This window comes from Cohnella herbarum (assembly GCF_012849095.1).
GTDB classification, from domain to species: domain Bacteria; phylum Bacillota; class Bacilli; order Paenibacillales; family Paenibacillaceae; genus Cohnella; species Cohnella herbarum.
Map to the genome: position 1 here is coordinate 901,883 of NZ_CP051680.1, position 23,517 is coordinate 925,399.

Here is a 23,517-nt window from a genome sequence, read left to right on the forward strand (position 1 = left end):
ATCTTTGAACGGGGTACAAGCAAGCGTCCTATGGACGGGCTGGTCGCCCAAGGAGGAAACGGATGGTTACCATGGCCCAGAAACGCTTATCGCACAAATTGTGGAGGGGTTTAATTGTCGTTCCATTACTAATGATCAGCGTGAACACCGGAGCATATGCAGCAGTGAATGCACCCCCAACCGCAGACAAAACGAATTTGCCTAAACCGCCAAGCAATCACGCGCGGGCCGTAGCGCTCGCGGACGTGACTTCCGGGCGCATTTTATTTAGTCAGCGCGGCGACGAACCGATGAAGATCGCTAGCCTAACTAAGATCATGACCGCTATCGTCGCGATCGAACACGGCAATCTCGATAGCGCAGTTAAGGTCAGCGCCCGAGCGGCAGGCAAAGAGGGGTCTTCCTTGTATCTAAAAGCGGGAGAGAAAATTACGCTGCGCAACGTGTTATACGGGTTAATGCTGCGTTCGGGTAACGATGCAGCGACGGCTATCGCCGAGCATGTCGGAGGTTCAGTCGAAGGGTTTGCGTTCCTGATGAACAAAAAAGCGGACGAAATCGGGTTAACCCATAGCCATTTTACGAATCCGCACGGTTTGGACGAGCAAGGGCACTATTCATCGGCTAACGATTTGGCGAAACTCACGGTTTATGCCTTACATAACCCGGAATTCGCGAGCATCGTCAAGACGAAGGTGAAATCGGCACCGAATCCGAACGAAGATTGGGATTATAAATGGGTAAACAAAAATAAAATGCTCACGATGTACGAGGGAGCCGATGGAGTTAAGACGGGCTATACCAAACAAGCGTTACGTACGTTGGTTAGTTCGGCTACCCGCGGCGGTCAGCAACTGGTTGCGGTTACCCTGAACGATGGGGATGACTGGAAAGATCATCGGAACTTGCTTGACTACGGCTTCGCTAACTTTCCTTTGTCGACCGTTACGAAGTCCGGCGAACCGATTTCCGGATATCCATATCAGATTACGAATAGTTTCGTTTATCCTTTTGCCAAGGGCGAGCGCGAGCAGCTTGAAATTCGGTTAGCGCGTCTGCGCGAAGGAACCGTTCACTATAACTTAGGTTATCGAGGTCAGCTTAAATTCGTTCTGAACGATCGCGTGATCGGAACAGTACCTTTTATAGATAAAACTGTACCCAAGCAGCAAGACAATGCGTTACGACCGGGACAAGCCCAGATCGATCAACAGAGCCAGGAGCCTTCCGTCGCTCAACCCGCAGCCCCGAAAATGACGTTCATCGCATCTATCAAGACGACGATTCAAGCACTGTTTCTGCAAAAGGGGGAATAAGGGATGGTGAATTGGATTTGGATGGGGATGATCGTGGTCAGCGTCATTTTCGGAGCGGCTAACGGGAAAATGGAAAAAGTCGCGGAAGCGGCGTTCGGCGGCGCTCAGACGGGTGTCACCGTCTGTCTAGGTCTAATCAGCATTCTTGTGTTTTGGATGGGACTTATGAGAATCGCGGAGGATGCCGGGCTCGTTCGGAAGTTAGCCAACTTCATGGCCCCGGTCGTCAGGAAGTTATTCCCCGACGTACCCGCGGATCATCCCGCAATGGGTTACATTCTATCTAATATGAGCGCCAATCTGCTTGGGTTAGGCAATGCAGCAACTCCGATGGGGATCAAAGCGATGCAGGAACTGCAGAAAATCAATCCGAACCCGACGGTCGCTACTCCGGCGATGTGTACGTTGCTAGCTTTGAATACGGCAAGCATAACCCTCGTTCCGACGACGATCATCGCGATCCGGATGAACTTCGGTTCCGTTCATCCGGCCGAAATCGTAGCGCCGACTCTGCTTGCTACACTGGTATCTACAGGGGCAGCGATATTAGCCGACAGATGGTATCGTCGCAAAAATAAGACTCCGCCAACAATGACGCCGAAGACGACCTTACCTCATCGAGAGGGAGCCGTTCATCCGGTTTCGTTAAGTAAGCCGACCGCTCCAATTGGGGGAGGTTGAAAGAATTGATATCGTTAATCCAGATTATCTCGACATGGACCATACCCGTGCTTATCGCATTCATTCCTTTGTACGCTTCGCTTCGGAAAGTTCCTGTGTACGAATCTTTTATCGATGGGGCTAAAGACGGTTTCCAGACCGCGATTAGCATCATCCCTCATTTGGTCGGCATGATGACGGCGATCAGCATGTTTCGCGCATCGGGTGCGATGGACGCGATTATCGGATTGGCAAGGCCGCTGTTCGAAAGCTTCGGTATCCCCGGAGATGTGCTACCGCTAGCGCTCCTACGCCCGATAACGGGCGCAGGTTCGCTGGCTTTCGTTACCGATCTGATTAAAGAACAGGGCCCGGACTCCTTCGTCGCCCGAATCGCTTCGACGATTCAAGGGAGCACGGACACGACGCTGTACGTTTTGACCGTTTACTTCGGAGCGATAGGTATCCGAAATTCCCGTTACGCCTTAAAAGTAGGACTCTTTTCGGACTTCATCGGGTTTTTCGCCGCCGTTGCCGCTTGCTGGTTGCTGTTCGGATTGGTATGATGGTGGGTGAGGTGAAAGACCGTGGAAGAAAGATTACAGAAGGTTCTCGCCAATGCCGGGGTTGCTTCAAGACGGAAATGCGAAGAACTCATAACGGCCGGTAAAGTGACGGTTAACGGCGAGGTTGTAACCGAGCTTGGAGTAAAGGCCGATCCAACTAAGGATGCCATTACGGTTTCCGGTAAAGCGATCAAAAAGGAAGCCAAGGTTTATATCATGTTCAACAAACCTAAAGGGGTAATCACTAGCGTATCCGACCCCCAAGGCAGAAGCGTCGTAACCGATTATTTGAAAGAGATCAAGGAACGGTTGTATCCGGTCGGAAGATTGGATTACGATTCCGAAGGACTATTGCTTATGACGAACGACGGAGATCTTGCCCATAAGTTAACCCATCCGAGTCATCATGTGCCTAAGACCTATCATGCAACCGTAGAGAGAGTTCCCCATGGGAACGCTTTGGAGAAATTGCAGAAGGGCATTAAGCTCGAGGATGGGATAACGGCGCCTGCGGAGGTCGAATATCACGATATCGATCCGGAGAAGAAGTTCGCAACGATCACGATTACGATCCACGAGGGTCGCAATCGCCAAGTTCGCCGGATGTTCGACGCGATTAACCATCCGGTTACCCGACTGAAAAGAATTTCTTTCGGCGGTTTAACTTTAGGAAATCTGCAACGCGGCAAAAACCGCAGATTAACCCCTGCTGAAATCAGCAAGCTTCTCGAGTCGGTAGCGGGAGTCGCCGTCGCTCCGGGGTCGGAAGCAACCGAAACTAGCGAAGACTAGCGCCAGTATTGATTCGCGCAATGTGAAACACCGGAGGCCGGGCTCTTGCCCTTGACTCCGGTGTTTTTTTGAGTTTAATCCTCTGGAGTTCGATCAAGGTAAAGGCGCGTGACTTCTGTTGTATCGCCGTTCTCTTTTTCTTTGTCGCTCGCTTCAGTTTCTAAGGAGTTATGAGTATCGATACTTGGAGCGATCGTTGGTTCATGATGTTTTTCTTCACTCATGGTGACGCCTCCTTGTTCGATGGTTATTCTCGGCAGATGGATCTATACCCTTCATTCTGATGGTCAAATATTTCGTTTTCTTCGAAATTTTCTTCTTCAAGATTTGATTGCTCAGGCTCGTCGCTTCGGTTCTGCGGAGCTATAGGCGGATCGAGGAACTGATTGTTTTCAGTCATTAGCGTGGCTCCTCCTAAGGATTTTCCAATAATCATTCGCTAAAGGATCATTTTTTATTCGTACATAACGATGCGAACACGACGGGATGCAATTTAACACCAATTAACACTATTAAATAAACGGAAAAGCTAATAACTTACTAATCCAAAAAAAGTTCTGCCCATCATGTTAAAAGTTACACCAGAATATCAAACACATCGGAACAGGTGAAAAGTCATAAAAGATAACCCGGGATAAATGGGAGACACACTAAACCTACAAGCGAACTAGTGAACTAGTGAACAAGTGAACAATAGACACATTATGCGAAGCAATCTCTGATCATTGAAAATTGAATAGTGCGGCATGATGATGTTGTTCCGAGAAAATAAAGTATTAGACCGGAAAATAAAGTTGTAGACTGGTGGCGGGCGTTAAGCTAACAGGCAGAATAGCGCAATAAACGGGCTAGAATTTGAAACATTTTCTATCTCCAAAACGTTAACTTTTTGAAAGTACTACTTTTTGCGTTCGGTTGTGTAATGAAAAGTTAGACAGGAGGAATTATAATGCTGCTGAAAGATACAGATCAACTAGACGATCTGAAGGATTTTCTAATCAACTGGTACGGAAGGTATGACAGTTCCTACGGTGTGCCAGTGGACGAGATTCCAGCGTATCTGCCAAAGGCGTTGTATGAATTATATGCGTTTGCAGGACGCTGGAAAGATGGTTCGGACGATCACCTCGAGAACTCACCAGAGATATTTCAACAGCAGGATTGTCTTTATTCGGTGGAGCGACTGAAGAAGGATCAGGATAAGGTCACGTTTCTTGAAGAAAATCAAGCAAACTGGACTTGCCAAGTGGAGGCAGGCAACAACGATTCCCCTGTCTACTGTGACGAGCACTTGCTTTGGGATGACAATGCAGAGGGATATACCATTGTAAATGACTCTTTATATCATTTTCTGAAAAGTTTTTGTTTACAGGAGGTTGTTTTTGGCTGCAAACATCTTTATCTGATAGAAGGAAAAGTAGACCATATACAGATGTTGTTTGATAAGTCGATTGAAGCAGTGTGGTTAAATGGGTACTATATTAGTCCCAAAGAAGAAGGACCTACTCATACCTTTTACCGGTGCGGGGACGTGCTGATCATGGAGCGCTATGGTGACTTTTGGTTAGGTTCTAACTCTGATTTGCCTGCAGCATTGAACGATGATGTCCTGTCTTCAATCAAACTGAGAAAGATTAAACCCGATTGAGTCGGTCGCGAAAGTCGTAAGTCTGGAAAGAATCTGATTTTCGTATTTTTCAAGTGAATCAAAATGAATAATATCAAAAATGCCGCACTGTTCTATAGACAGCATGCGGCATTTTTTTATTTTCATTTTTTACCTACAATAAATCGACAAACCACACTAATTCACACTAACCGATAATGGATTGCATTGTACTAAATTAGACAAACAAACCAGATGAATTCCCGTGAAATCAGCTTATACTAAAGAGTGAGTGTCGATTGATACTAGACAATCGAATCGCTACAATGAGAATATCGGATACAGGTGGTGAGAAGACTCGAATGGGACGTTACCGAAAACCAATACAATACATAATATTGGCCGTCGTGCTCCTTGTCGGAGGATTCGCGATCGGCAATTCGTTGTTCTCGAAAAGTGTCGTGCTTAAGAAAGGCGATAAGCCCCCTGACTTCCGTCTAGCCGGATTGGACAACAAGGTTCATGAATGGAAGGACTACGAGGGGAAGCCTCTTATCGTGAATTTCTGGGGCACATTTTGCCCGCCTTGCAGAAATGAAATGCCAGCCCTTCAGAAGCAATACGAGAAATGGAACAGCCAAGGACTGGAGCTTATCGGAATCAACTTAAGCGAGGACCGATTAACCGCGGAAAGCTTCATTCGACAAGTGGGAGTCACCTTCCCGATCCTGATGGACAAGGACAAGAAGACGGAGAAGGCATACGGCCTTAAGCAGTATCCGACGACTTTCTTCATTGCCAGAAGCGGGAAGATTCAAGAAGTCATCATCGGCGGCTTATTAACCGAGGACGAGATAGAAGTGCGAGTGGAGCGGCTGATGAAGTCGTGAACGGAACGTTAAGGGGGCTTCACAGTTGTTTCAGAACACCAAGTGCGAATGCGGACATCAGAACCCTATAGGGACGGTATTGTGCGAGTCGTGCGGTAAACCTCTCGTTGAAGATTTACTTATCGACCAGAACGTACCGCTAGAAATGAGATACGACGGGGTAGCAAGGAGATCGCAAAAAGCGAACCCTCATATCGTTGACCGGATTTGGAACTTTTTCTCATCCGTCAAAATCGCGGTTTATTTGATCGTAATCACGCTGATCGGAGCGGCTCTCGGGACGATTTTTCAACAAGAGAGTACATTGATCAATTTAACGGAGAATTCCGAGTTCGCAGCGTATTACAAAGAACAGCACGGTACGATCGGCGTCATCTACCATGCTCTAGGGTTATCGAGAACTTATGAATCCTGGTGGTTCGTTACGCTGCTCGTCATGATCGGGACATCGCTCGTCGTCTGCAGTCTCGACCGGGTGCTCCCGCTTTATCGCGCATTATCCAAGCAGCAGATCCGCAAGCATCTTCAGTTTATTACTCGCCAACAGGTCGTCTATTCGGCAGCGCTGCCGGGAGACCAGGAAGCTTGGATTACCGATTTCGGTAAGCAGCTTAAGAAGAAACACTATCGCGTGTGGCAACAAGACGGAGCGTTGCTCGCGGAGAAAAACAGATTTAGCCGCTGGGGTCCTTACATCAACCATATCGGACTTATTATTTTCCTGTTGGCCGTCTTGGGGCGCGGTATTCCCGCATGGCACATGGATCAATATCTTGCTCTCTATGAAGGAGAGACGAGACAGATTCCCGGAACGAACTATTACGTGAAGAACGATAAGTTCACCGTGGATTATTACCCTGAGGAAGAGCTTGCGAACAATCAGAAAGGCACGAAGGTCGTTAAGCTATACGAGACGAAAGCCCGACTGTACGAATGCACGGAATCATGCGATGATCCGATCAAGGAACCGGTTCTGAAAGAGGTCAAGCAGCACGGTATTCGCGTGAATAGCGCGCTTTCCTACGATGGCTTGAAATTGTACCAGAATAGCTTCCAGGAACGCGTCCGGTTCATATCCGTACATCCTTCTTTATTGAATACTACAACAGGCAAGCCAATCGGTTCGTTCGATCTCTTGATGGACAATCCGGCGGAGGAGTATAAAATCGGGGAGTACACGTTAAAGCTTAACGATTATTATCCGGACTTCAGCCTAGACGAACAGAGTCGACCGATGACGAAGACGCGGGAGCCGAACAATCCTGCTTTCGTGTTCAGAATCCAAGGCCCGAATGTTCAACCGCAAGGCGAAATCTATATTTATTTCCCGATGCCGAGCGAGAAAAGCAAATATTACGAGAAACTTCTTAACGAAAGCTTCCAGCAGCGGGGAGATAGTACGGGAATTTTCTCTATTAAGGTGGAAAACCCGATCGTCGATGGTAAAATGAACAATATCAAGTATTCCGAATATACGACTTATCTGAACATCCGGATGGACAAGGCTATGCCATATATCTGGGTGGGTGCCGGGATCTCGATGATCGGCCTTATTATGGGCTTCTACTGGCAACACAGGCGTATCTGGCTTCGGATTGACGATGGTAAGCTATCGTTGGGCGGACACACGAATAAGAACAGCTTCGGCTTAAGGGTTGACGTTGCATGGGCTTTGGGGCGAACGGGCATCGAGGTATCTCCCAAGTCGTTAGATAACAGGAGGAATGAACGTTGAAGTGGTGGCTAGATTTCAGCAGTGATGCATTTATTGTCGCATTTTACTTATATTGCGCTTCATTTATTTGTTTCGCAATCGCCGTAGCAGGCAAGCGCTGGAGTAACCGCAAGCCCGAGGATCATACGAATCGTTGGGGCAAAATAGGGTTCGGGGCAGCTGTAGTCGGTTGGGTAGCGCATCTTACGTTCTTCTTTACGCGTTGGTACGGCGGCGGACACATTCCGACGAGTAATATGTACGAATTCATGACCTTCCTCGGAATGGCGATCATGTTTGCTTTCATTATCGTACATCTGATTTACCGTAATATGATTTTGGGCGCGTTCGCGATTCCCCTGGTCATTATTATTATCGCTTATGCATCCGTTTTCCCTTCCGAAGTACAGCCGCTTATCCCGGCCCTGAATAACTATTGGTTGAAAATCCACGTGACGACAGCCGCTACGGGGGAAGCTTTCTTCGCGGTCGGATTCGCGGCTGCTTTGATGCAGTTGATCCGCGTGGTCGACTTCACTCGCACGGACAAAGCGGGCAGACGCGCCCAATTCTGGACGGAGTTCTCCCTCTTCGTCATCATCGTGCTCGTCGGGTTCCTCGTTGCCGTGTTCGGATTCCGCGGAGCGGGCTATGAATCCAAGTTCAGCCAAGAGACCGTTACGATCGACGAGAACGGGATTGCGAATTCCGAGGTCAAAGAAGTCATATACAGTCTTCCGCCTATCGTGGCGCCTTACAATAGCGATACGATCTCCTTTCAATCGTTCATTGGGATGAGCGAACCGCTATTCGAATCCCCGTCCTGGCTTAACGGTGTGAACGCGGGACGTAAGCTGAATACCGTGATTTGGTCCGTAATCGCAGGATTAGTCCTTTACGGTATACTAAGATTGATTGCTCGCAAGAAACTGACCGCGGTCATTCATCCTCATCTGTCCGATATCGATCCGGACGATCTGGAAGAAATCAGCTACCGCGCGATTGCGATCGGTTTCCCGATCTTTACGTTAGGAGCGCTCATCTTCGCGATGATCTGGGCGGAAATCGCCTGGTCCAGATTTTGGGGATGGGATCCGAAAGAAGTATGGGCTCTCGTTACTTTCCTCTTTTACAGCGCCTATTTACATCTCCGATTGTCGAAAGGTTGGCAGGGAACCCGTTCGGCTTGGTTGGCGGTCATCGGCTTTTTAGTCGTAATGTTTACTTTGGTCGGAGTAAATCTCGTGATCGCCGGATTGCATTCTTATGCCGGAGTTTAATGTGGCATAATTAAGGGTAAGAGCCGAGAGGAGTGCGTAAGCATGAATAACACAGGAAATCGGATATTGGTCGTAGATGACGAGGAAAGAATTCGCCGTTTGCTCCGTATGTATTTGGAGAAGGAAGGTTATGTGATCGATGAGGCGGAAGACGGGGAAACCGCGCTGCGGAAAGCCCAAGAGGAAGACTTCGATCTAATCGTCCTCGATCTCATGTTACCGGGAATCGACGGCATCGAGGTATGCGCCCGTTTGCGCCAGCAGAAGGCCACTCCCGTATTGATGCTTACGGCTAAGGGCGAAGAGGTCAACCGCGTGCAAGGCTTCGAAGTCGGCGCCGACGACTATGTCGTTAAGCCGTTCAGTCCGCGGGAAGTGATTTTCCGGATCAAAGCGATCTTGCGCCGTTCGTCGGCAACGGCTTTCTTATCCAAGGAGCTCAATACGAGCAACAATATCGTATTTCCATACTTGGTCATCGAGCATGATGCCCATCGCGTTACCGCCAGCGGTCAAGAGGTGAACTTGACTCCGAAGGAATACGAGCTTCTGCATTATTTGGCCAGCACGCCGGACAAAGTTTTCTCTCGCGAAGAACTGCTGAAAGACGTATGGAATTACGACTTCTTCGGGGATTTACGTACGGTTGATACCCACGTGAAGCGGCTTCGCGAGAAGTTAAACCGTGTCTCGGCCGAAGCGGCTTCGATGATTACGACGGTTTGGGGCGTAGGCTACAAGCTGGAGGCAGCGAAGTAAATTATGGCGATCTGGAGAACGGTCGTCGGCAAGATGTGGCTGACGATCATCGGCTTAGTCGCGGTCGTCATCATTACTTTGGGATTGTTTTTGCTGGAATATATCGATTTAACGTTTACCGATCCGGCTGAGATCAAGCGATTGTTCAGTTATGCGGGGATCGTTGGATTTCTGCTGACGACCTTTTTCGCCTTTTTCCTCCTGACGAAGATTACCCAGCCGTTAAGGGAAATGAAGGATGCGGCGAACCGGGTCGCTCAAGGCGATTATACGACCCGAGTCGCGATCCGTTCATCGGATGAGATCGGGGAATTGGCAAACACGTTTAACCAGATGGCCTCGGAGCTTCATACGCTCATTCGCGATCTTCAGCACGAACGAGATCACTTGAGCAGCGTTCTCAGGAGTATGACGGACTCCGTTATTTCGTTCGATGCGGAAGGCGAGGTTATTCTCACGAATCCTCAAGGGCAATATTTGTTGGAAGATTGGGGTTCGGTGGATTGGTCCGACGAAGATGTGCCCGAACGGGATGCCAACGTACCGGGGCCTTTACGGGAAACATTCCGCAACGTTATTACGCGGGGCAAGGAATTGACCGTTAAAGTTCACGTCAAGAGCGGGGTGTGGTCGGTCGTGATGACTCCGCTCGCTTCGACGGATTCGGTCAGAGGAGCCGTTGCCGTGTTGCGGGACGTAACCGAGGAGTTCCGCGTGGACAAAATGCGCAAGGACTTCGTCGCGAACGTGTCGCATGAGATCCGAACGCCGCTCTCGATGGTCCAAGGGTACAGCGAAGCGTTGATGGACGATATCGCGGCTACTCCCGAGGAACGCAGAGAACTCGTGCAGGTGATCCATGACGAGTCGCTCAGAATGGGGAGGCTTGTCAAGGATTTATTGGATTTGGCGAGGATGGAAGCCGGATATCTCGAGATGAATTTCCAACCGGTAGACGTTAACGGATTACTGTCGCGCGTCTATCGCAAATTCGCAGCATTGGCGAAGGAACGCCAAATTTCTCTGACCAAATCCGATGATGATCCGTCGTTGATCTTGGAGGCGGCAGATGCGGATAGGCTGGAACAGGTGCTGACGAATCTGATGGACAATGCGCTTCGGCATACGCCTTCCGGAGCATCCATCACCATATGCGCATCGCGGATCGAGAAAGCGAAGGGCGACTGGCTGGAACTCAAAGTGATGGACGAAGGCCAAGGCATCCCGCATGAAGATTTACCGTATATCTTCGAACGGTTTTACAAGGCGGACAAAGCCCGTAAGAGAGAGACGACCGGCGGCACTGGACTTGGGCTTGCCATCGTCAAGAACCTGATCACCGCTCACGGAGGCACGATAAGCGCGGTCAGCGCGCCGGGAGAAGGAACGACCTTTACGATCACGTTGCCCGTTGCGGCTCCACGCAAGAAAAGTAGCAGTGCATCCCTGCGTTAAGAAGAGGAATCGGTATGAATTTTCGATTGAATTGGACGTTCCGTCATCGAACGAAAGCCGTGTCCGAACATCCGTTGTCGACGGAAGCCCGGGTTGCGTTATTCATTCATGGTTGTTTTCAATTCGGGGCTTCGATGTCGGGGTTGTTCTTGAACTTATACTTATGGCGCCTTACCGAAGATTTGGTCATTAACGCGGTATTCAATATCATCGTATATGGCATGACGCCGTTCGCATTCGCGATCGGCGGTTGGATTGCGAAGAAGAAAGATCGAATGGTCACGTATCGCTTAGGCATTGCGTTGATCACGGTCTTTTTTCTTGTCGTTATTTTCGCTCAAGAGAAGGTCGTTACGTACTACCCTTGGTTTGCCGCCTTTAACGGATTCGCGCTCGGTTTGTATTGGACGGGATACCTCGTTTTGATGTACGACGTGACGGAGGCAAAAAACCGGTCCAGGTATTTGGGCATTAACATGATCGTGTTCAACTCGGCCGGATTGGCGGGACCCGCGTTATCGGGTTTCCTGATCAGCCTATTCGAAGGGCTACGAGGGTATTTGCTAACGTTCTCGGCCGCATCCTTACTGTTCGCGGTTGCTTCTTTTTTCAGCCTGCGGATCAAGAGAATCGAATCTCACCACCGAACGTACTATTTGAAATATTCGGGTCAGATGATGAAGAAAAACCGGCTGTGGGTTCTATCGTTGCTCGGATTTCTCGTTCTCGGCTTATTTCAGGGGCTTATGTTGTTCCTGCCGAATATCTTGATGTTTCAAGCGGTTGGCAGGGAGGATCGCGTCGGTTATTTGGCCGTGCTCTTCGCCTTGCTAACGATCTTGACCGGGTTCTACATCTCTCGCAGAAAAGGGCAAAGCAATATCCGACGCGACTTGTTCGTGTCCTCGCTATTAATCATTGGCGGCGCAAGCTTTCTCCTGTTCGATATTCAACTGTGGACGGTAATTCTATTCATGTCGATTTACTCTTTAATGGCTCCTTTGATTATTAACACGTTGACTTCCTACTATTATAGAATCATGGACGGTTTACCGCTGAGAGGGATGTTCCGGATCGAATCCGTGGTCATTCGGGAGTTTTTTCTGAATACGGGCCGCGTCGCATCTATGCTGCTTCAAGTCGTATTCGCGAGCGACGTAAATTCGCCGATGCTGCCGATCGTCATTCTGGTGGCTGCATTCACTCAACTGGGGATCGTATTGCTCGTAAAAAATAAAGTATAAGATTATCGCAAGTAAAGGGCCGACAGTTCGGTAGGTACTCCTACCAAGCTGTCGGCCCTTTACTTGCGAATCTATTCTTTAGTACAAATGAACTTCCTTAGCGTTGTTGAGGTCCGCGAGAGCGGACACTTCCGCTAACACTTGCTTGGTTACGCCTTTATCAACGCCCAGCACCATGATCGCTTCGCCGCCGACGATTTTACGTCCGACCTGCATCGTAGCGATATTGATATCCTTCGTTCCCAGAAGCGTACCTACGCGACCGATGATACCCGGTTTGTCATGATGCGAGATAAGTAGAATATGACCTTGAGGCTCAACGTCTACAGGGAATTTGTCCACTTGGGTAATCCGCGGTCCGAAGCCGTTAAGTAAAGTTCCGGCTACGAGACGCTCTTCTTTGTCCGTGCGGAGCGTTACGCTCACTTGGTTAGTGAAGCCTTTGGAAGCGTGCGATTTCGTGACGACGATGTTAACATCGCGGTTCTTCGCAAGATGCATCGCGTTAACGACGTTTACTTGATCGGAGCCGAGGTGGAAGGAGAGAACTCCGTCCACGATGTGGCGAGTTAACGGTTGCGTGTCGACATCCGCCAAATCGCCGGCATAGGTTACCGCGATTTCCTTCACGGGACCGACGGCAATCTGCGCGGCGAAGCTTCCGAGCTTCTTGCCGAGCGAGAAGTAAGGCTCGAGTTTCGCAAGAACTTCGGCAGCTACCGGAGGCATGTTAACCGCGTTCTTGAACGGCTCGTTGCGAAGAATATGAAGCAATTGCTCCGAGACGTCGATAGCGACGTTCTCTTGGGCTTCGATCGTGGAAGCGCCCAAGTGAGGCGTTACGATGATCTTCGGATGCGATAAGAATGGATGATCCGCAGCAGGCGGTTCTTCTTCGAATACGTCGAACGCTGCTCCGGCAACTTGGCCGGCGTCGATGGCTTCGACAAGCGCGAGCTCGTCGATAATTCCGCCGCGCGCGCAGTTTACGATGCGAACGCCTTTCTTTATGCGAGCGAACTGCTCTTTGCCGATCATATGGCGAGTTTCCGGAGTTAGCGGCGTATGGACAGTAATGAAATCGGCTTCGGCAATGATATCTTCGACGGAAGCTTTGCGAACGCCCATTTTCTCCGCGCGTTCTTCGGTTAAGAACGGATCGTAACCAAGGACGTCCATGCCGAACGCTTTGGCGCGAGCCGCAACCTCGCTACCGATACGGCCCATGCCCAGTACTCCGAGCACTTTGTTGCGAAGCTCTACGCCGACGAAGGATTTGCGATCCCATACTCCGCCGACCGTTTTTAAGTATGCTTGAGGAATGTGGCGCGCAACGGCCATCATCATGGCGAAAGTATGCTCGCACGTCGTGATCGTATTTCCATCCGGAGCATTAATAACGATAATTCCGCGTTTGGTAGCGGCATCAAGGTCGATGTTATCGACGCCGACGCCTGCTCTTCCGATAACTTTTAATTGCTTGCCGGCACTCATGATTCTTTCCGTAACCCGGGTTTGGCTGCGAACGAGCAATGCATCGTATTCGCCGATAATGGCGACTAACTCGTCTTCGCTTAACCCTGTCTTCTTGTCAATGGAAATGTCGGATGCTTCGACTAGGAGCGAAATCCCTAAATCGCTAATCGGATCCGATACCAATACTTTAAACATGTGGAACCCTCCTTCAATATATAGAAAACACCCTCAACCCCGAGCTCCGCATGTAGCGGGCAAACGGTGCGTAGAGGGTGACTCCGCAAGGTCACTTCTATTCCTGTATCGCCTTACGCACGAGCACGGTTCCAATTGCCTATCCTATTTTATAGCAACGGGATAGGCATTGCAATGGCGAAAGTGAGACAAAATGAGGTGAAGCCGATACTTCCTCCAAGGAGATCATTTTCCCTGGAAGAAGAATGGAAGCTGTGGCAATTGCTCGTTCTCGTAGAAACGGGTTTTCATTCCGATAAAATCGCCGTTTCGTACTGCTTCCGTACTCGTAAGCAATTCGGCGATCGAATTGAAGCTTTTGATCTTCCGCTTGCCGGCTTGACCGGAACTGATGAATTGATCGATACGGGCGGTCAAGTCGTGAGGCAGGTAATCGGTCAGATTGGCTTGCTTGTACAGATAATCGGACGCCAGTTTGTTTTTGACGATTAGAGGCATCTTCTTCCAATCCGTTAGCGAGACGACTTCGGGACCGACATAATCGCCGTCGATATCGGAATTAATGGAAGCCGCCCACTTAAGCATGGAGCTGTAATACTCTTTTTGCGCCTCCAAGGCGTTGGTCCGGCCTTCCTTGAAGAAGGAATCGGCATTGATCTTATCTAGAACCGTATCCGCAGTACCTTCGTTAGCGGTACCTACGAGCGCCGAGAAACTTTCTTGGAACAACTTAAGGCTCTTTAAGTAACTCGTTTGCGAATTTTTGAGCTGCGGAGAGATCGGCGCAACGTTTACGACTTTAATCGCATCGTACTTTTTCTGGGCGGATTTAGCTAATTCCTTCATGGACGACGCCCTGTCGGCCGTTGGATCGGCCAGCCATTTATTCTGGGCGGCGAACCAATCGTTTTGAAATTCACGATAAGACAAAAATACGGTATGATAGAAAGAAACTAAATCTTGCTGCTGGTAGGCGTTCGGCTGCGGGGAGGCGACGGCCTCGGTAACTTCTTCGGTTGCGTACTTGCTTTCCGTACGATCCGTGCCGACTTTAACGCCGTAAAAAAAAGCGCCAACCGCGATGACAAGCATAAGTAAGAAAGCTAGTGAGAACATGAGATCAGATCGATTCAGACGCTTTTCCATCGGTTGCTCCTTTAAACGGTCTTTGGGATTGGTTAGTAGTCCTAGTATAGGAAAAAACATAGCACTTGAACATACAAAATTCACATCATTCGAGGTAACATGAGAAAATTCGACATTCGCAACATCAAAATTCGCAAAGTAACCGTTGATCAGTTGAACGATAAGATGTTATTAATCAATTTATATGTAACGCAGGTGCTTACTCTTATTATCGGTATCGTGTGGGTATTATTTCAGGGTAGGAACCCCCTTGACTTTTTCAAATTTCCGATATCGTATGATTTTATTTGGTGGGGAGCCGGATTAGCGCTGCTTGTGTTGCTGTTCGATCTTGGAATTTCCCGATTCGTGCCAGAAGAAGCAGCGGATGACGGGGGGGTCAACGAAAGGATTTTCGGCAAGAGGCCGGTTTGGCATATCGCGGTTATTTCCTTGTTCGTCGCGATTTGCGAGGAAACGTTATTCCGGGGGGCCATCCAACATGCGATTGGGCCGTATTGGACGAGTATTTTGTTCGCCGCGATCCATGTCCGTTATTTGCGCCATTGGATTCCGACGGGATTGGTTTTCTCGATCAGTTACGGTTTAGGTTGGATTTACATTCAGACGGGGACGCTCTGGGCGCCAATATTGGCGCATTTCTTAGTGGATTTCGTGATGGGCTGCATCATACGTTTTCGGAGGGAAGAGAAATGAAGGAAGACGACGATTCTTCATCGGTATGGAGTAAATACGTCGCGGCGAAACAGTCGGCTTTCGGCCCGCCGGCCAAGGCTAACGATGGACCGAACACAATAGAAGAGCTGGAAGCGGCTATTGCCGAAGCCGCCGCCAGCTCGGGTATTCCGGAAATCGGGATGCCGCCTCGCTCTGAAGTGCACTATCCCGTTAGGCGAAGACAACTATCGAAATGGTTTTATTTGGTACTCGTTATCTTGTTCACGGGACTAGTGGTCGGTTTGCTCTGGTGGGGTCAATCGCAACAATATTGATTTAGTCGTTATTAACTTACAGCTCCGTGTCGATCGCGTTAGGGTCAACGAAGGTATACCCCTTCTGCTCCAACTGCGTCAACAGATCATCCAAGGCTTTGGCAGTCCATGGCAGCTCATGCATAAGAATATTGCTGCCTGGATTCAGCTGTTCCATTACGTTGTCGATAACGGCTTGGGGCCTTTTGGCTTCCGGGGTTTTGTTCATATCCCAATCGAGCGAACCGTTGGACCACGTCATGAATAGCAAACCGTTATCCTTGGCTACTTCGCGAACGTAATCGTTGGAAGCACCGAACGGAGGTCTGAAGAATACGGGGGTTTTTCCCGTGACTTCCTTGACGATAGCTTGTACGTTCTCGATTTGTTCTTTGATTTTCGGAGCCTTTTCCTTCTTCAGCGAAATATGATCCCACGAATGATTGCCGATCACTTGATTGCGTTCGTCGATCGTTTTCAGCAATTCCGGGTTTGCTTTAACACGATAACCGTTCACGAAAAATATGGCTTTGGCTTGATGCTTATCTAGCGTATCCAATAGAGGCTCCAGCGTTGCTTTATCTTTGGGTCCGTCATCGAAAGTGAGAAGGACGACTTTTTTCTCGGTCGTCTCTTTGTCGATGGGAACGATGAAATAGTTTTTGTTCATTTTGTAAGTTTTGGCGATTTCGGTCGGCTCCGGCGTGGCGGATGGCTGCGCGGATTCGGAAGCGGACGGACTTGCCGATGGCGATTCTGGAATTGGCGCAGAAGCGGAAGGCGCTGCGGGAGCCGTCTCCGTCTGGGGTGTAGAAGATGAGGCCGATTCGATGGGGGAGTTATTACCTCCGCATCCGGTAGCGACAAGACTAATTAATAAAACGGTCGAGCAGAAAACGATAAGCCGTCGATTCATGTTGGGATAACCTCCGTTATTTTAAATACAAGTTCGAAAAGTCAGGTTTTCAGCACCTTTTTATGCTCATTCAAAAGGATTGTAACATAATTTACCCTTATTTCGACAGTTGACGCGCTTCCTTATTTTGATGGAGCATGTCCTGCCCGAACCCGGTCACAATAAGGTTAATAAGGAGGTGGCAAAATGAAAATCGGGACTTTCGTAATGGGTGGATTAGCGGGTGCGGCCATCGTCATGATGATTCAACGCAATCAAACGATGTCTGCCATAGCATCAACCGTGGGGCATAACATGAAGCAGCGAATGAACGACATGAAAGACGATGCCATCGAGAAGGCATTCAACATGAAATTCGCAAGTAGCTTCAAGCGAGAAACGGATAAAGATCGTCATTCGGCCTCGTCCTCGTTCTCCTCGTCAAAATCCTCATCGCATGGAGAAGGTTTAGACGAAGTACAGAAGCTGATCTCGCAAGATCCGGAAGCGAGCGATGAAATCAACTCGATTCTGGAAGAGAACGGACAACATCGAATTTAGGGGAATTTTGCGTAAAGAAGGCGGTATCGTCCTCCCTCCAAGGGGTTGGAACGGTGCCGTTTTTTTGTTTTTCGAGGGTTTTCCCTAGTGCATTTCGATGGGAGAAGTGATAACATGGTTTCAAGAAAGTTTCATTCACGCATTATATGCTTAATCATAAGCTGTTATCACCCACAGAAGGAGGATCCTGTCATGAGGATGGAGCGGCTTAGCCAAGACAAAATTCGGATTTTCCTCACGTTCGATGATTTGACTGAGCGCGGGATCCAGAAGGAAGACATGTGGCGAGAAATTCCTAAGGTTCACGAGCTATTCAGCGAAATGATGGATCAAGCGTACAACGAGCTCGGATTCGATGCTTCCGGCCCGTTAGCGGTAGAAGTATTCGCCATGCCGGCTCAGGGAATGGTCGTCATCGTCACGAGAGGGAAACTGGATAGGGACGGGGACTCCGCGACCGAGGATGAAGAAGAAGTTTATGAATTGGAAGTTACGCTCGAGCAGAGCGAAGCTATTATATATCGATTCAGGGACATTGAAGACGCCATCGGTGCCGCGAAGACGTTAGTCGGTCATTTAACGGAAGAAGGAAGAATGTACCGTTATCAGAACCAATGGGTTCTTTGCTTTGATCCCGCAGGGCTGGAAAGCTCGGGTTATCACGCATTAATCGCCGTGCTCGCGGAATATGGGGAAGCCACCTCCATTACCCCCGCCGTACTCGAAGAGTACGGTAAAATCATTATCGGCGAGAAAGCCGTCAAAGTATTGGCGGAGAATTTCGCGAACTGAAACCGATAACGGATTCAGCAAATATCGACAAAGCCCCGGACTCCGGGGCTTTGTCGAATGGTTCAATTAGCATAAAATACGCATTGCTCCTCTGAATCGTTCTCCGACATAAACGGTTTTTGCCTTCCGTAAGGACGGCGAAAGCCGTTTATGCTTGCGTTTTAAAGAAAATCCCTATTTCACCAAATGTTCTTTTCTTATCCGCCGCGATTTGCTGTTATAATGGTATAAGCGGAGAGGAGGGAACGGATGATGCTACTCGTATCGATTCTGGCGGCGGCGATCGCGCCCGGAGTTGCTTTGCTGGCGTATTTTTATTGGAAAGATCGCTATGACACGGAACCGGTATCGATGGTACTCAAGATGTTCCTGACCGGGATGTTGATCGTTCTGCCGATCATGATCGTGCAGCGCAGCTTGATGATTTGGTGGGGTGAATCTCCATTTACGTTTTCGTTTATTATTTCCGCGGGCGTAGAGGAATTTTTCAAATGGTTCGTTCTGTATCACATCATATACAATCATACGGAGTTCGACGAACCGTATGACGGAATCGTTTATGCCGTTGCCGTATCGCTGGGGTTCGCTACATTGGAGAACGTATTGTATGCTTTCCTGGAACCCGCAACGTTCGGTACGCTCATGATGAGGGCGCTTCTGCCGGTTTCGGGACATGCATTGTTCGGAGTATTCATGGGATACTCGCTCGGGAAAGCGAAGTTCTCCGTAGGCAAGGACGTAAGATTCCATCTGTGGCTTGCTTTCCTCTTGCCGACAGTATGGCATGGCGTATATGATTTCTTGATGTTAACCGTTCCTTCGACTTGGATCTGGCTTGTCGTTCCGTTTATGTTCTTATTGTGGTTCGGCGGAATGCGAAAGGTGAACAGCGCCAATGCCGTATCTCCGTTCCGGTTCTTAAAGAGGGAAGAAGAGATTAAATCGTGATCGATCCGTCCATACTGGGTGTGGGAATATCCGGTAGAGGGGGAACAATCCGTTGTCTCAGCGTCATAAAGTTACGATAAGGTGCAATCGGTGCAACGAAAAGTTTATTTTGCGGGGACGCAAGGAAAGAGGACGCGTCGACACCGGGTTTAAACAATGCTTGTGCAGCAATGCCGTAGATTTCGAAATCGAAGAGGAAGCGCTCATCTGAAGAGATGAAGCTTCCTCTTCTTTTCGTTATGCCGTTGGGCGAATAAAGTTGGAACCTTCTTCCCACAATAACGGCATACCGTTTGGGAATGAAAGGGGTTGGCGTTTCATGTATGCTCGTTTAAGTTCCATCCTGTTCCCGATTGCAACATTGCTCTTTATCGGCGCTATTGTTTGGGGATATCAGGAGCATCAGGAGAAAAACTCGGTTCTCATTAAAGCGGAGAATCAGTATCAACGCGCTTTTCATGATTTGAGTCACCATATGGGCCGACTGCACGATCAACTCGGGCAAACGCTAGCCGTATCGTCGGCTTCGCAAGGGATGCAACGCAAAGGACTGGTGAACGTCTGGAGATTAACCAGCCAAGCGCAGAACGAGATTAATCAGCTTCCTCTGGCGATGCTCCCGTTTAACAAAGCGGAGGAGTTCTTGACTCGCATATCAAGCTTCGCCTATCGCACAGCGGTGAGGGATCTTACTAAACAGCCGCTGACGCCGGAAGAGTTGAAGACGATGAAGTCGCTGTACAAAACCGCCGAATCGGTCAATCTCGAACTTGGTAAAGTTCAAGATGCGGTCATCTCCGATCATCTTCGTTGGATGGATGTCGAGGTCGCCATGGCTAGCGAGAATAGCCCGAACGACAATACGATCATCGATGGGTTTAAGGCCATGGACAAGCAAATGGGAGCCTATCCGGAGACGGATTGGGGACCTTCGGCTATGTCTGCCGACCGTAAGCTGTCAACGGCCGGATTAGACGGCAAAAACATGACGATGGAAGAGATTAAAAAGAAGGCATTGGATTTCCTAGGGCATCAAGCCAGAGGAGCGGATGCCAAGGTTACGGAGGACGGCAGCAAGTCGGATATGGAAGCTTACACCGTAACGGTCAAGGGACAGGGCGGTGCCAATATCCAGTTGGATTATACGCGCAAGGGCGGCCATCTCCTCTGGTTCATGAATCCGCGGGAGGTAAAGAGCCGTAAGTTGGATTTCGATACGGCCCGCAATAAAGCTTCCCAATTCCTGATCAGGCACGATTATAAGGATATGACGCCGATCACTTACGACGAGTACGATCATGTCGCCGTATTCACCTATGTTCGAACGATCGACGGCGTTAAGATCTATCCGGACAAAGTGACGGTCAGGGTAGCTCTCGATAACGGAGAAGGCGTAGGCCTGCAAGCTTCCGATCACGTTTTTGCGAAGAAGCTGCTCACTCCGGGGAAAGCGAAGATATCGAAGGAACAAGCGCAGAAAGGGTTGAACCCGGAATTCCGCGTGGAGGATTATTCTTTGGCCGTTATCGAGAACGATATGCGCGAGACGATTCTGTGCCATGAGTTTGTAGGCAGAGTCAACGATCACAGATACAGGATCTTCATGAGCGCGGAGACGGGATTAGAGGAAAATATCGAGGAAATCCCCGAATCCGCCAAAGCGATAGCCAAGTAAACGAGTAGCCGCGGAGGCTGTCCCGAATGATCTGATAAGGTCAAGGGACGGCCTCTTTTGTATGATCCGTTCATTCCCCTAAATACCTTCGCATGCTATAATAAAGCGTAACGAGAGGAATAAATTTCCGATCATGCTGGATGGAGGGTCAAAGTTGCTTCCGAAAATCAATCAGACAATGTACATACAGACCGAAACGGATACAGAACCCTTAACGCTGCGTTCGCGCGTGGCGGATGTGGACAACCAGAACATTTACATCGAGATTCCGTTAGACGAAAAGAGCCGTAAATTGTATCGAACCCAAACGGGAGAGAAGCTGCAAGTTTATTTTTTTACGCAAGAGGGAGTCAAGCATTTGTTCCCAAGCGTTGTAACGGGTTACCGCAAAGAGGCGGTTAATCTGGTGGCGATTCGTAAGCCGGAGCTTGAAGAGATCACCAAAGATCAGCGCAGAAGCTATCTCCGAGTGGAAGCGAACTTGGAGCTGGCCGTGAGGATCGGAGAGAAGCTTAGGTTCCTGGCGATTACCGAAGACGTGGGCGGGGGAGGCGTCTCCTTTACTTGCGAACGAAATAGACCGATTGTGCAGAATGGCGTCCTAACTTGTTGGCTATTATTAAACTATAAGGGCGGGACGATCGCGCACGCGAAATTCGAAGGCGAAGTCGTGAGAGTTTTGCCCATTGAACCCGACAAAAATTTAATCATGATGCGGTTTCAGGATATCGCCGATTCGGATCAACAGAAAATCATTCGTTTCTGTTTCGAGCGTCAATTGGATAATCGCAAAGATTAGCCCGGAAGGAGCTATGCTCGCATGGAAGCCGGAAAGGAAACGATGGACGATAACGGGAACGAGCAATACCAATCCGTCTTTACGGCTTGGTCGGATCGGCTGGAACGCTTATTCGTTCGCGGGATCGCCGTGCTCGTCGTTCTATTGATTGTATCTCAGTTGGTTCTGCAATTTCCTGCGGCGAGGCATTGGCTGACGACGACGGACGAATCCGAGGGTATCCCTTTCCACGACATCGCGCATTAGCTCTTGAACGGCGTAGTTTTTGCATCCATGGGTGCTGTGTGGTATAATTTTCTCATTCTTAGCAGGCTCTGCCTGCCTTATTTTTTCTAGTGACATCAGGTTGTTGGCGTGTAGGAGGCTAGTCGTCATCTCATGAATGGATCTTATTCTCACAAAATCAATATCGCTATCGATGGGCCTGCGGGAGCGGGAAAGAGCACGGTTGCCCGTATGGTTGCCAGCGCTCTTCAATATATTTACGTCGATACGGGCGCGATGTACAGAGCCGTAACGCTTAAAGCGCTCGAATCGGGGTTCTCGACTGAGGACAACGAGCTTGTAGGACGATTGGCCCATGAGATGGATATCGTATTGCTGCCGGGTTCCGATACGCAGCGCGTTATCGTGGACGATGAAGACGTTACCTCGCGGCTACGATCTTTGGAGATCAATCGCAACGTTTCATATGTCGCCCGGTTGGAAGGCGTCCGCAAGCGCATGGCCGAACTCCAACGTCGCATGGCGCAACAGAAAGGCGTCGTCATGGACGGGCGCGACATCGGCACGCACGTATTGCCGGATGCCGAATTGAAAATTTTCCTGACAGCAACTCCGCGGGAAAGGGCGACGCGCCGATTTTTGGAGTTAGGCCCGGACGCGGATATTACTTTAGATCAATTAGAGGCGGAAATCGCCCGAAGGGATCAACTGGATCAGGAGCGGGAAATCGCGCCTCTCCTTCAAGCTCCTGATGCTCGCCTGATCGACTCTACGGGTCGAACGGTGGACGAAGTGGCTGAAGAAATCGTACAATGGGGACTTGCGGCGACAAGAACCATTTTGGCGGAGGAGAAGTAGATTATGTTATACCGATTCTGCAGGATGATCCTACGCATGCTGTTCTTGCTGCTGTACAGGTTGGAAGCTAGAGGGGTATCCAATATTCCGCTCGAAGGACCCGTTATTTTATGTAGCAATCATAAGAGTTTACAAGATCCCATCACTTTGGGGGTATGGGTGCCCCGCAAAGTTCATTATATGGCTAAAGAAGAATTGTTCCGCATTCCTCTCTTCGGCTCGCTTATAAGAGCCGTGGGCGCGTTCCCGGTTAAACGCGGGGGCGTTAGCAAGGAAGCGATCCGAACGGCTATCACTCTATTGCAGGGCGGTAACGTGATGGGGATTTTTCCGGAAGGTACGCGCAACGAATCGGTCGGCATGGGGAAACGGGGAGCCGTTACGATGGGAATCCGTTCCAAAGCTCTCATCGTCCCGGTCGCGTTAGTTGGGCAGTATCGTCCGTTCCGCAAGATGCTCGCGGTGTATGGAGCACCCATTGATCTAGGTCCATATGCTGAGCAAGGCACGACCGAAAGTATGGAGGAAGCGACCGAGTTGATCATGTCCCGAATCCGGGAAATGATGAAGACGGGGCAGCCGGCATCTTAATCGATGCATGTTTCCGGCGATAAACCCTCATACTAGAGGTATTATTTGGTTCTCATCATTTAGGGTAAGTAAGATTTAAGCGCCGCTAGAGCGGGTTTAAATA

27 protein-coding genes are annotated in these 23,517 nt (G+C 49.4%); 22 read left to right on the forward strand and 5 right to left on the reverse strand.

The window, feature by feature from the left end:
* Positions 1 to 71: 71 nt before the first annotated feature.
* The 4 genes from HH215_RS03690 to HH215_RS03705 are packed head-to-tail and all read left to right on the forward strand — an operon-like array spanning position 72 to position 3,334.
* A complete protein-coding gene (locus HH215_RS03690; protein ID WP_375140508.1) occupies positions 72 to 1,316 on the forward strand; it encodes a D-alanyl-D-alanine carboxypeptidase family protein in 1,245 nt (414 codons plus the stop codon).
* Positions 1,317 to 1,319: 3 nt separating this feature from the next.
* Complete coding sequence (locus HH215_RS03695) at positions 1,320 to 1,997, forward strand: nucleoside recognition domain-containing protein (protein ID WP_169278673.1); 678 nt, start codon at positions 1,320 to 1,322, stop codon at positions 1,995 to 1,997.
* 5 nt (positions 1,998 to 2,002) lie between these two features.
* A complete protein-coding gene (locus HH215_RS03700; protein ID WP_169278674.1) occupies positions 2,003 to 2,542 on the forward strand; it encodes a spore maturation protein in 540 nt (179 codons plus the stop codon).
* Positions 2,543 to 2,563: 21 nt separating this feature from the next.
* Entirely contained in the window at positions 2,564 to 3,334 is a 771-nt protein-coding gene (locus HH215_RS03705; RefSeq protein WP_169278675.1) for a pseudouridine synthase, read from the forward strand.
* A gap of 74 nt (positions 3,335 to 3,408) precedes the next feature.
* On the opposite strand, the gene HH215_RS03710 is transcribed toward HH215_RS03705, so the two are convergent.
* On the reverse strand, positions 3,409 to 3,558 hold the full coding sequence (locus tag HH215_RS03710) for a hypothetical protein (protein WP_169278676.1): 150 nt from the start codon (positions 3,556 to 3,558) through the stop codon (positions 3,409 to 3,411).
* Positions 3,559 to 3,581: 23 nt separating this feature from the next.
* On the reverse strand, positions 3,582 to 3,734 hold the full coding sequence (locus HH215_RS03715; protein ID WP_169278677.1) for a hypothetical protein: 153 nt from the start codon (positions 3,732 to 3,734) through the stop codon (positions 3,582 to 3,584).
* Positions 3,735 to 4,283: 549 nt separating this feature from the next.
* Here HH215_RS03715 and HH215_RS03720 point away from each other — a divergent pair.
* The 7 genes from HH215_RS03720 to HH215_RS03750 all read left to right on the forward strand — a co-directional run bounded on the left by HH215_RS03720 (position 4,284) and on the right by HH215_RS03750 (position 12,282).
* A complete protein-coding gene (locus HH215_RS03720; protein ID WP_169278678.1) occupies positions 4,284 to 4,982 on the forward strand; it encodes a hypothetical protein in 699 nt (232 codons plus the stop codon).
* 320 nt (positions 4,983 to 5,302) lie between these two features.
* Positions 5,303 to 5,830, forward strand: coding sequence for a redoxin domain-containing protein (locus HH215_RS03725; protein ID WP_169278679.1), 528 nt, complete (start codon positions 5,303 to 5,305; stop codon positions 5,828 to 5,830).
* A gap of 25 nt (positions 5,831 to 5,855) precedes the next feature.
* Complete coding sequence (resB, locus tag HH215_RS03730) at positions 5,856 to 7,565, forward strand: cytochrome c biogenesis protein ResB (RefSeq protein ID WP_169278680.1); 1,710 nt, start codon at positions 5,856 to 5,858, stop codon at positions 7,563 to 7,565.
* Positions 7,562 to 8,824, forward strand: coding sequence for a cytochrome c biogenesis protein CcsA (gene ccsA, locus HH215_RS03735; RefSeq protein WP_169278681.1), 1,263 nt, complete (start codon positions 7,562 to 7,564; stop codon positions 8,822 to 8,824). Before resB ends, ccsA begins: the two co-directional genes overlap by 4 nt.
* Before the next feature lie 42 nt (positions 8,825 to 8,866).
* The gene (locus tag HH215_RS03740; protein WP_169278682.1) at positions 8,867 to 9,583 is read left to right on the forward strand and encodes a response regulator transcription factor; all 717 of its coding nucleotides are present in this window, start codon (positions 8,867 to 8,869) and stop codon (positions 9,581 to 9,583) included.
* Between the two features lie 3 nt (positions 9,584 to 9,586).
* Positions 9,587 to 11,038, forward strand: a complete 1,452-nt coding sequence (locus HH215_RS03745) for a HAMP domain-containing sensor histidine kinase (RefSeq protein WP_169278683.1) — start codon at positions 9,587 to 9,589, stop codon at positions 11,036 to 11,038.
* Between the two features lie 14 nt (positions 11,039 to 11,052).
* A complete protein-coding gene (locus tag HH215_RS03750) occupies positions 11,053 to 12,282 on the forward strand; it encodes an MFS transporter (protein WP_169278684.1) in 1,230 nt (409 codons plus the stop codon).
* 78 nt (positions 12,283 to 12,360) lie between these two features.
* On the opposite strand, the gene serA is transcribed toward HH215_RS03750, so the two are convergent.
* On the reverse strand, positions 12,361 to 13,953 hold the full coding sequence (gene serA, locus HH215_RS03755; protein ID WP_169278685.1) for a phosphoglycerate dehydrogenase: 1,593 nt from the start codon (positions 13,951 to 13,953) through the stop codon (positions 12,361 to 12,363).
* Positions 13,954 to 14,178: 225 nt separating this feature from the next.
* On the reverse strand, positions 14,179 to 15,099 hold the full coding sequence (locus HH215_RS03760; RefSeq protein ID WP_169278686.1) for a hypothetical protein: 921 nt from the start codon (positions 15,097 to 15,099) through the stop codon (positions 14,179 to 14,181).
* A gap of 99 nt (positions 15,100 to 15,198) precedes the next feature.
* On the opposite strand from HH215_RS03760, the gene HH215_RS03765 reads away from it, so the two are divergent.
* On the forward strand, positions 15,199 to 15,795 hold the full coding sequence (locus HH215_RS03765) for a CPBP family intramembrane glutamic endopeptidase (protein WP_169278687.1): 597 nt from the start codon (positions 15,199 to 15,201) through the stop codon (positions 15,793 to 15,795).
* Entirely contained in the window at positions 15,792 to 16,091 is a 300-nt protein-coding gene (locus HH215_RS03770) for a hypothetical protein (RefSeq protein WP_169278688.1), read from the forward strand. Before HH215_RS03765 ends, HH215_RS03770 begins: the two co-directional genes overlap by 4 nt.
* 16 nt (positions 16,092 to 16,107) lie before the next feature.
* Here the strand turns inward: HH215_RS03770 and HH215_RS03775 are convergent, their stop codons facing one another.
* The gene (locus tag HH215_RS03775) at positions 16,108 to 16,986 is read right to left on the reverse strand and encodes a polysaccharide deacetylase family protein (RefSeq protein ID WP_169278689.1); all 879 of its coding nucleotides are present in this window, start codon (positions 16,984 to 16,986) and stop codon (positions 16,108 to 16,110) included.
* 186 nt (positions 16,987 to 17,172) lie between these two features.
* On the opposite strand from HH215_RS03775, the gene HH215_RS03780 reads away from it, so the two are divergent.
* The 9 genes from HH215_RS03780 (at position 17,173) to HH215_RS03820 (ending at position 23,414) form a co-directional block, all read left to right on the forward strand.
* Positions 17,173 to 17,526 carry a hypothetical protein gene (locus HH215_RS03780; protein WP_169278690.1) on the forward strand — a complete coding sequence of 118 codons (354 nt, stop codon included), beginning with the start codon at positions 17,173 to 17,175 and terminating at the stop codon, positions 17,524 to 17,526.
* Positions 17,527 to 17,718: 192 nt separating this feature from the next.
* Complete coding sequence (locus HH215_RS03785) at positions 17,719 to 18,318, forward strand: genetic competence negative regulator (protein WP_169278691.1); 600 nt, start codon at positions 17,719 to 17,721, stop codon at positions 18,316 to 18,318.
* 252 nt (positions 18,319 to 18,570) lie between these two features.
* Complete coding sequence (prsW, locus tag HH215_RS03790; protein ID WP_169284208.1) at positions 18,571 to 19,266, forward strand: glutamic-type intramembrane protease PrsW; 696 nt, start codon at positions 18,571 to 18,573, stop codon at positions 19,264 to 19,266.
* 52 nt (positions 19,267 to 19,318) lie between these two features.
* Positions 19,319 to 19,477 (forward strand): hypothetical protein, encoded by a 159-nt coding sequence (locus HH215_RS03795; protein ID WP_169278692.1) that lies wholly within the window; start codon positions 19,319 to 19,321, stop codon positions 19,475 to 19,477.
* Positions 19,478 to 19,585: 108 nt separating this feature from the next.
* Positions 19,586 to 20,941 carry a germination protein YpeB gene (ypeB, locus tag HH215_RS03800; protein ID WP_169278693.1) on the forward strand — a complete coding sequence of 452 codons (1,356 nt, stop codon included), beginning with the start codon at positions 19,586 to 19,588 and terminating at the stop codon, positions 20,939 to 20,941.
* A 154-nt stretch (positions 20,942 to 21,095) separates the two neighbouring features.
* Complete coding sequence (locus tag HH215_RS03805; RefSeq protein ID WP_169278694.1) at positions 21,096 to 21,740, forward strand: flagellar brake protein; 645 nt, start codon at positions 21,096 to 21,098, stop codon at positions 21,738 to 21,740.
* Positions 21,741 to 21,761: 21 nt separating this feature from the next.
* Positions 21,762 to 21,986: a hypothetical protein gene (locus HH215_RS03810; RefSeq protein ID WP_169278695.1), complete on the forward strand. Its 225-nt coding sequence runs from the start codon at positions 21,762 to 21,764 to the stop codon at positions 21,984 to 21,986.
* Positions 21,987 to 22,118: 132 nt separating this feature from the next.
* Positions 22,119 to 22,823, forward strand: a complete 705-nt coding sequence (gene cmk, locus HH215_RS03815; protein ID WP_169278696.1) for a (d)CMP kinase — start codon at positions 22,119 to 22,121, stop codon at positions 22,821 to 22,823.
* Positions 22,824 to 22,826: 3 nt separating this feature from the next.
* A complete protein-coding gene (locus tag HH215_RS03820) occupies positions 22,827 to 23,414 on the forward strand; it encodes a lysophospholipid acyltransferase family protein (protein WP_169278697.1) in 588 nt (195 codons plus the stop codon).
* Positions 23,415 to 23,517: the final 103 nt, after the last annotated feature.

What these genes read in the sequence shown, in the direction of transcription:
- HH215_RS03690 (WP_375140508.1), top strand. Translation starts at nt 72, where the DNA reads ATGGCCCAGAAACGCTTATCGCACAAATTGTGGAGGGGTTTAATTGTC.
- HH215_RS03695 (WP_169278673.1), top strand. Translation starts at nt 1,320, where the DNA reads ATGGTGAATTGGATTTGGATGGGGATGATCGTGGTCAGCGTCATTTTC.
- HH215_RS03710 (WP_169278676.1), bottom strand. Translation starts at nt 3,558, where the DNA reads ATGAGTGAAGAAAAACATCATGAACCAACGATCGCTCCAAGTATCGAT.
- HH215_RS03715 (WP_169278677.1), bottom strand. Translation starts at nt 3,734, where the DNA reads ATGACTGAAAACAATCAGTTCCTCGATCCGCCTATAGCTCCGCAGAAC.
- HH215_RS03720 (WP_169278678.1), top strand. Translation starts at nt 4,284, where the DNA reads ATGCTGCTGAAAGATACAGATCAACTAGACGATCTGAAGGATTTTCTA.
- HH215_RS03725 (WP_169278679.1), top strand. Translation starts at nt 5,303, where the DNA reads ATGGGACGTTACCGAAAACCAATACAATACATAATATTGGCCGTCGTG.
- HH215_RS03740 (WP_169278682.1), top strand. Translation starts at nt 8,867, where the DNA reads ATGAATAACACAGGAAATCGGATATTGGTCGTAGATGACGAGGAAAGA.
- HH215_RS03745 (WP_169278683.1), top strand. Translation starts at nt 9,587, where the DNA reads ATGGCGATCTGGAGAACGGTCGTCGGCAAGATGTGGCTGACGATCATC.
- HH215_RS03750 (WP_169278684.1), top strand. Translation starts at nt 11,053, where the DNA reads ATGAATTTTCGATTGAATTGGACGTTCCGTCATCGAACGAAAGCCGTG.
- serA (WP_169278685.1), bottom strand. Translation starts at nt 13,953, where the DNA reads ATGTTTAAAGTATTGGTATCGGATCCGATTAGCGATTTAGGGATTTCG.
- HH215_RS03760 (WP_169278686.1), bottom strand. Translation starts at nt 15,099, where the DNA reads ATGGAAAAGCGTCTGAATCGATCTGATCTCATGTTCTCACTAGCTTTC.
- HH215_RS03765 (WP_169278687.1), top strand. Translation starts at nt 15,199, where the DNA reads ATGAGAAAATTCGACATTCGCAACATCAAAATTCGCAAAGTAACCGTT.
- HH215_RS03770 (WP_169278688.1), top strand. Translation starts at nt 15,792, where the DNA reads ATGAAGGAAGACGACGATTCTTCATCGGTATGGAGTAAATACGTCGCG.
- HH215_RS03775 (WP_169278689.1), bottom strand. Translation starts at nt 16,986, where the DNA reads ATGAATCGACGGCTTATCGTTTTCTGCTCGACCGTTTTATTAATTAGT.
- HH215_RS03780 (WP_169278690.1), top strand. Translation starts at nt 17,173, where the DNA reads ATGAAAATCGGGACTTTCGTAATGGGTGGATTAGCGGGTGCGGCCATC.
- HH215_RS03785 (WP_169278691.1), top strand. Translation starts at nt 17,719, where the DNA reads ATGAGGATGGAGCGGCTTAGCCAAGACAAAATTCGGATTTTCCTCACG.
- prsW (WP_169284208.1), top strand. Translation starts at nt 18,571, where the DNA reads ATGCTACTCGTATCGATTCTGGCGGCGGCGATCGCGCCCGGAGTTGCT.
- ypeB (WP_169278693.1), top strand. Translation starts at nt 19,586, where the DNA reads ATGTATGCTCGTTTAAGTTCCATCCTGTTCCCGATTGCAACATTGCTC.
- HH215_RS03810 (WP_169278695.1), top strand. Translation starts at nt 21,762, where the DNA reads ATGGAAGCCGGAAAGGAAACGATGGACGATAACGGGAACGAGCAATAC.
- cmk (WP_169278696.1), top strand. Translation starts at nt 22,119, where the DNA reads ATGAATGGATCTTATTCTCACAAAATCAATATCGCTATCGATGGGCCT.
- HH215_RS03820 (WP_169278697.1), top strand. Translation starts at nt 22,827, where the DNA reads ATGTTATACCGATTCTGCAGGATGATCCTACGCATGCTGTTCTTGCTG.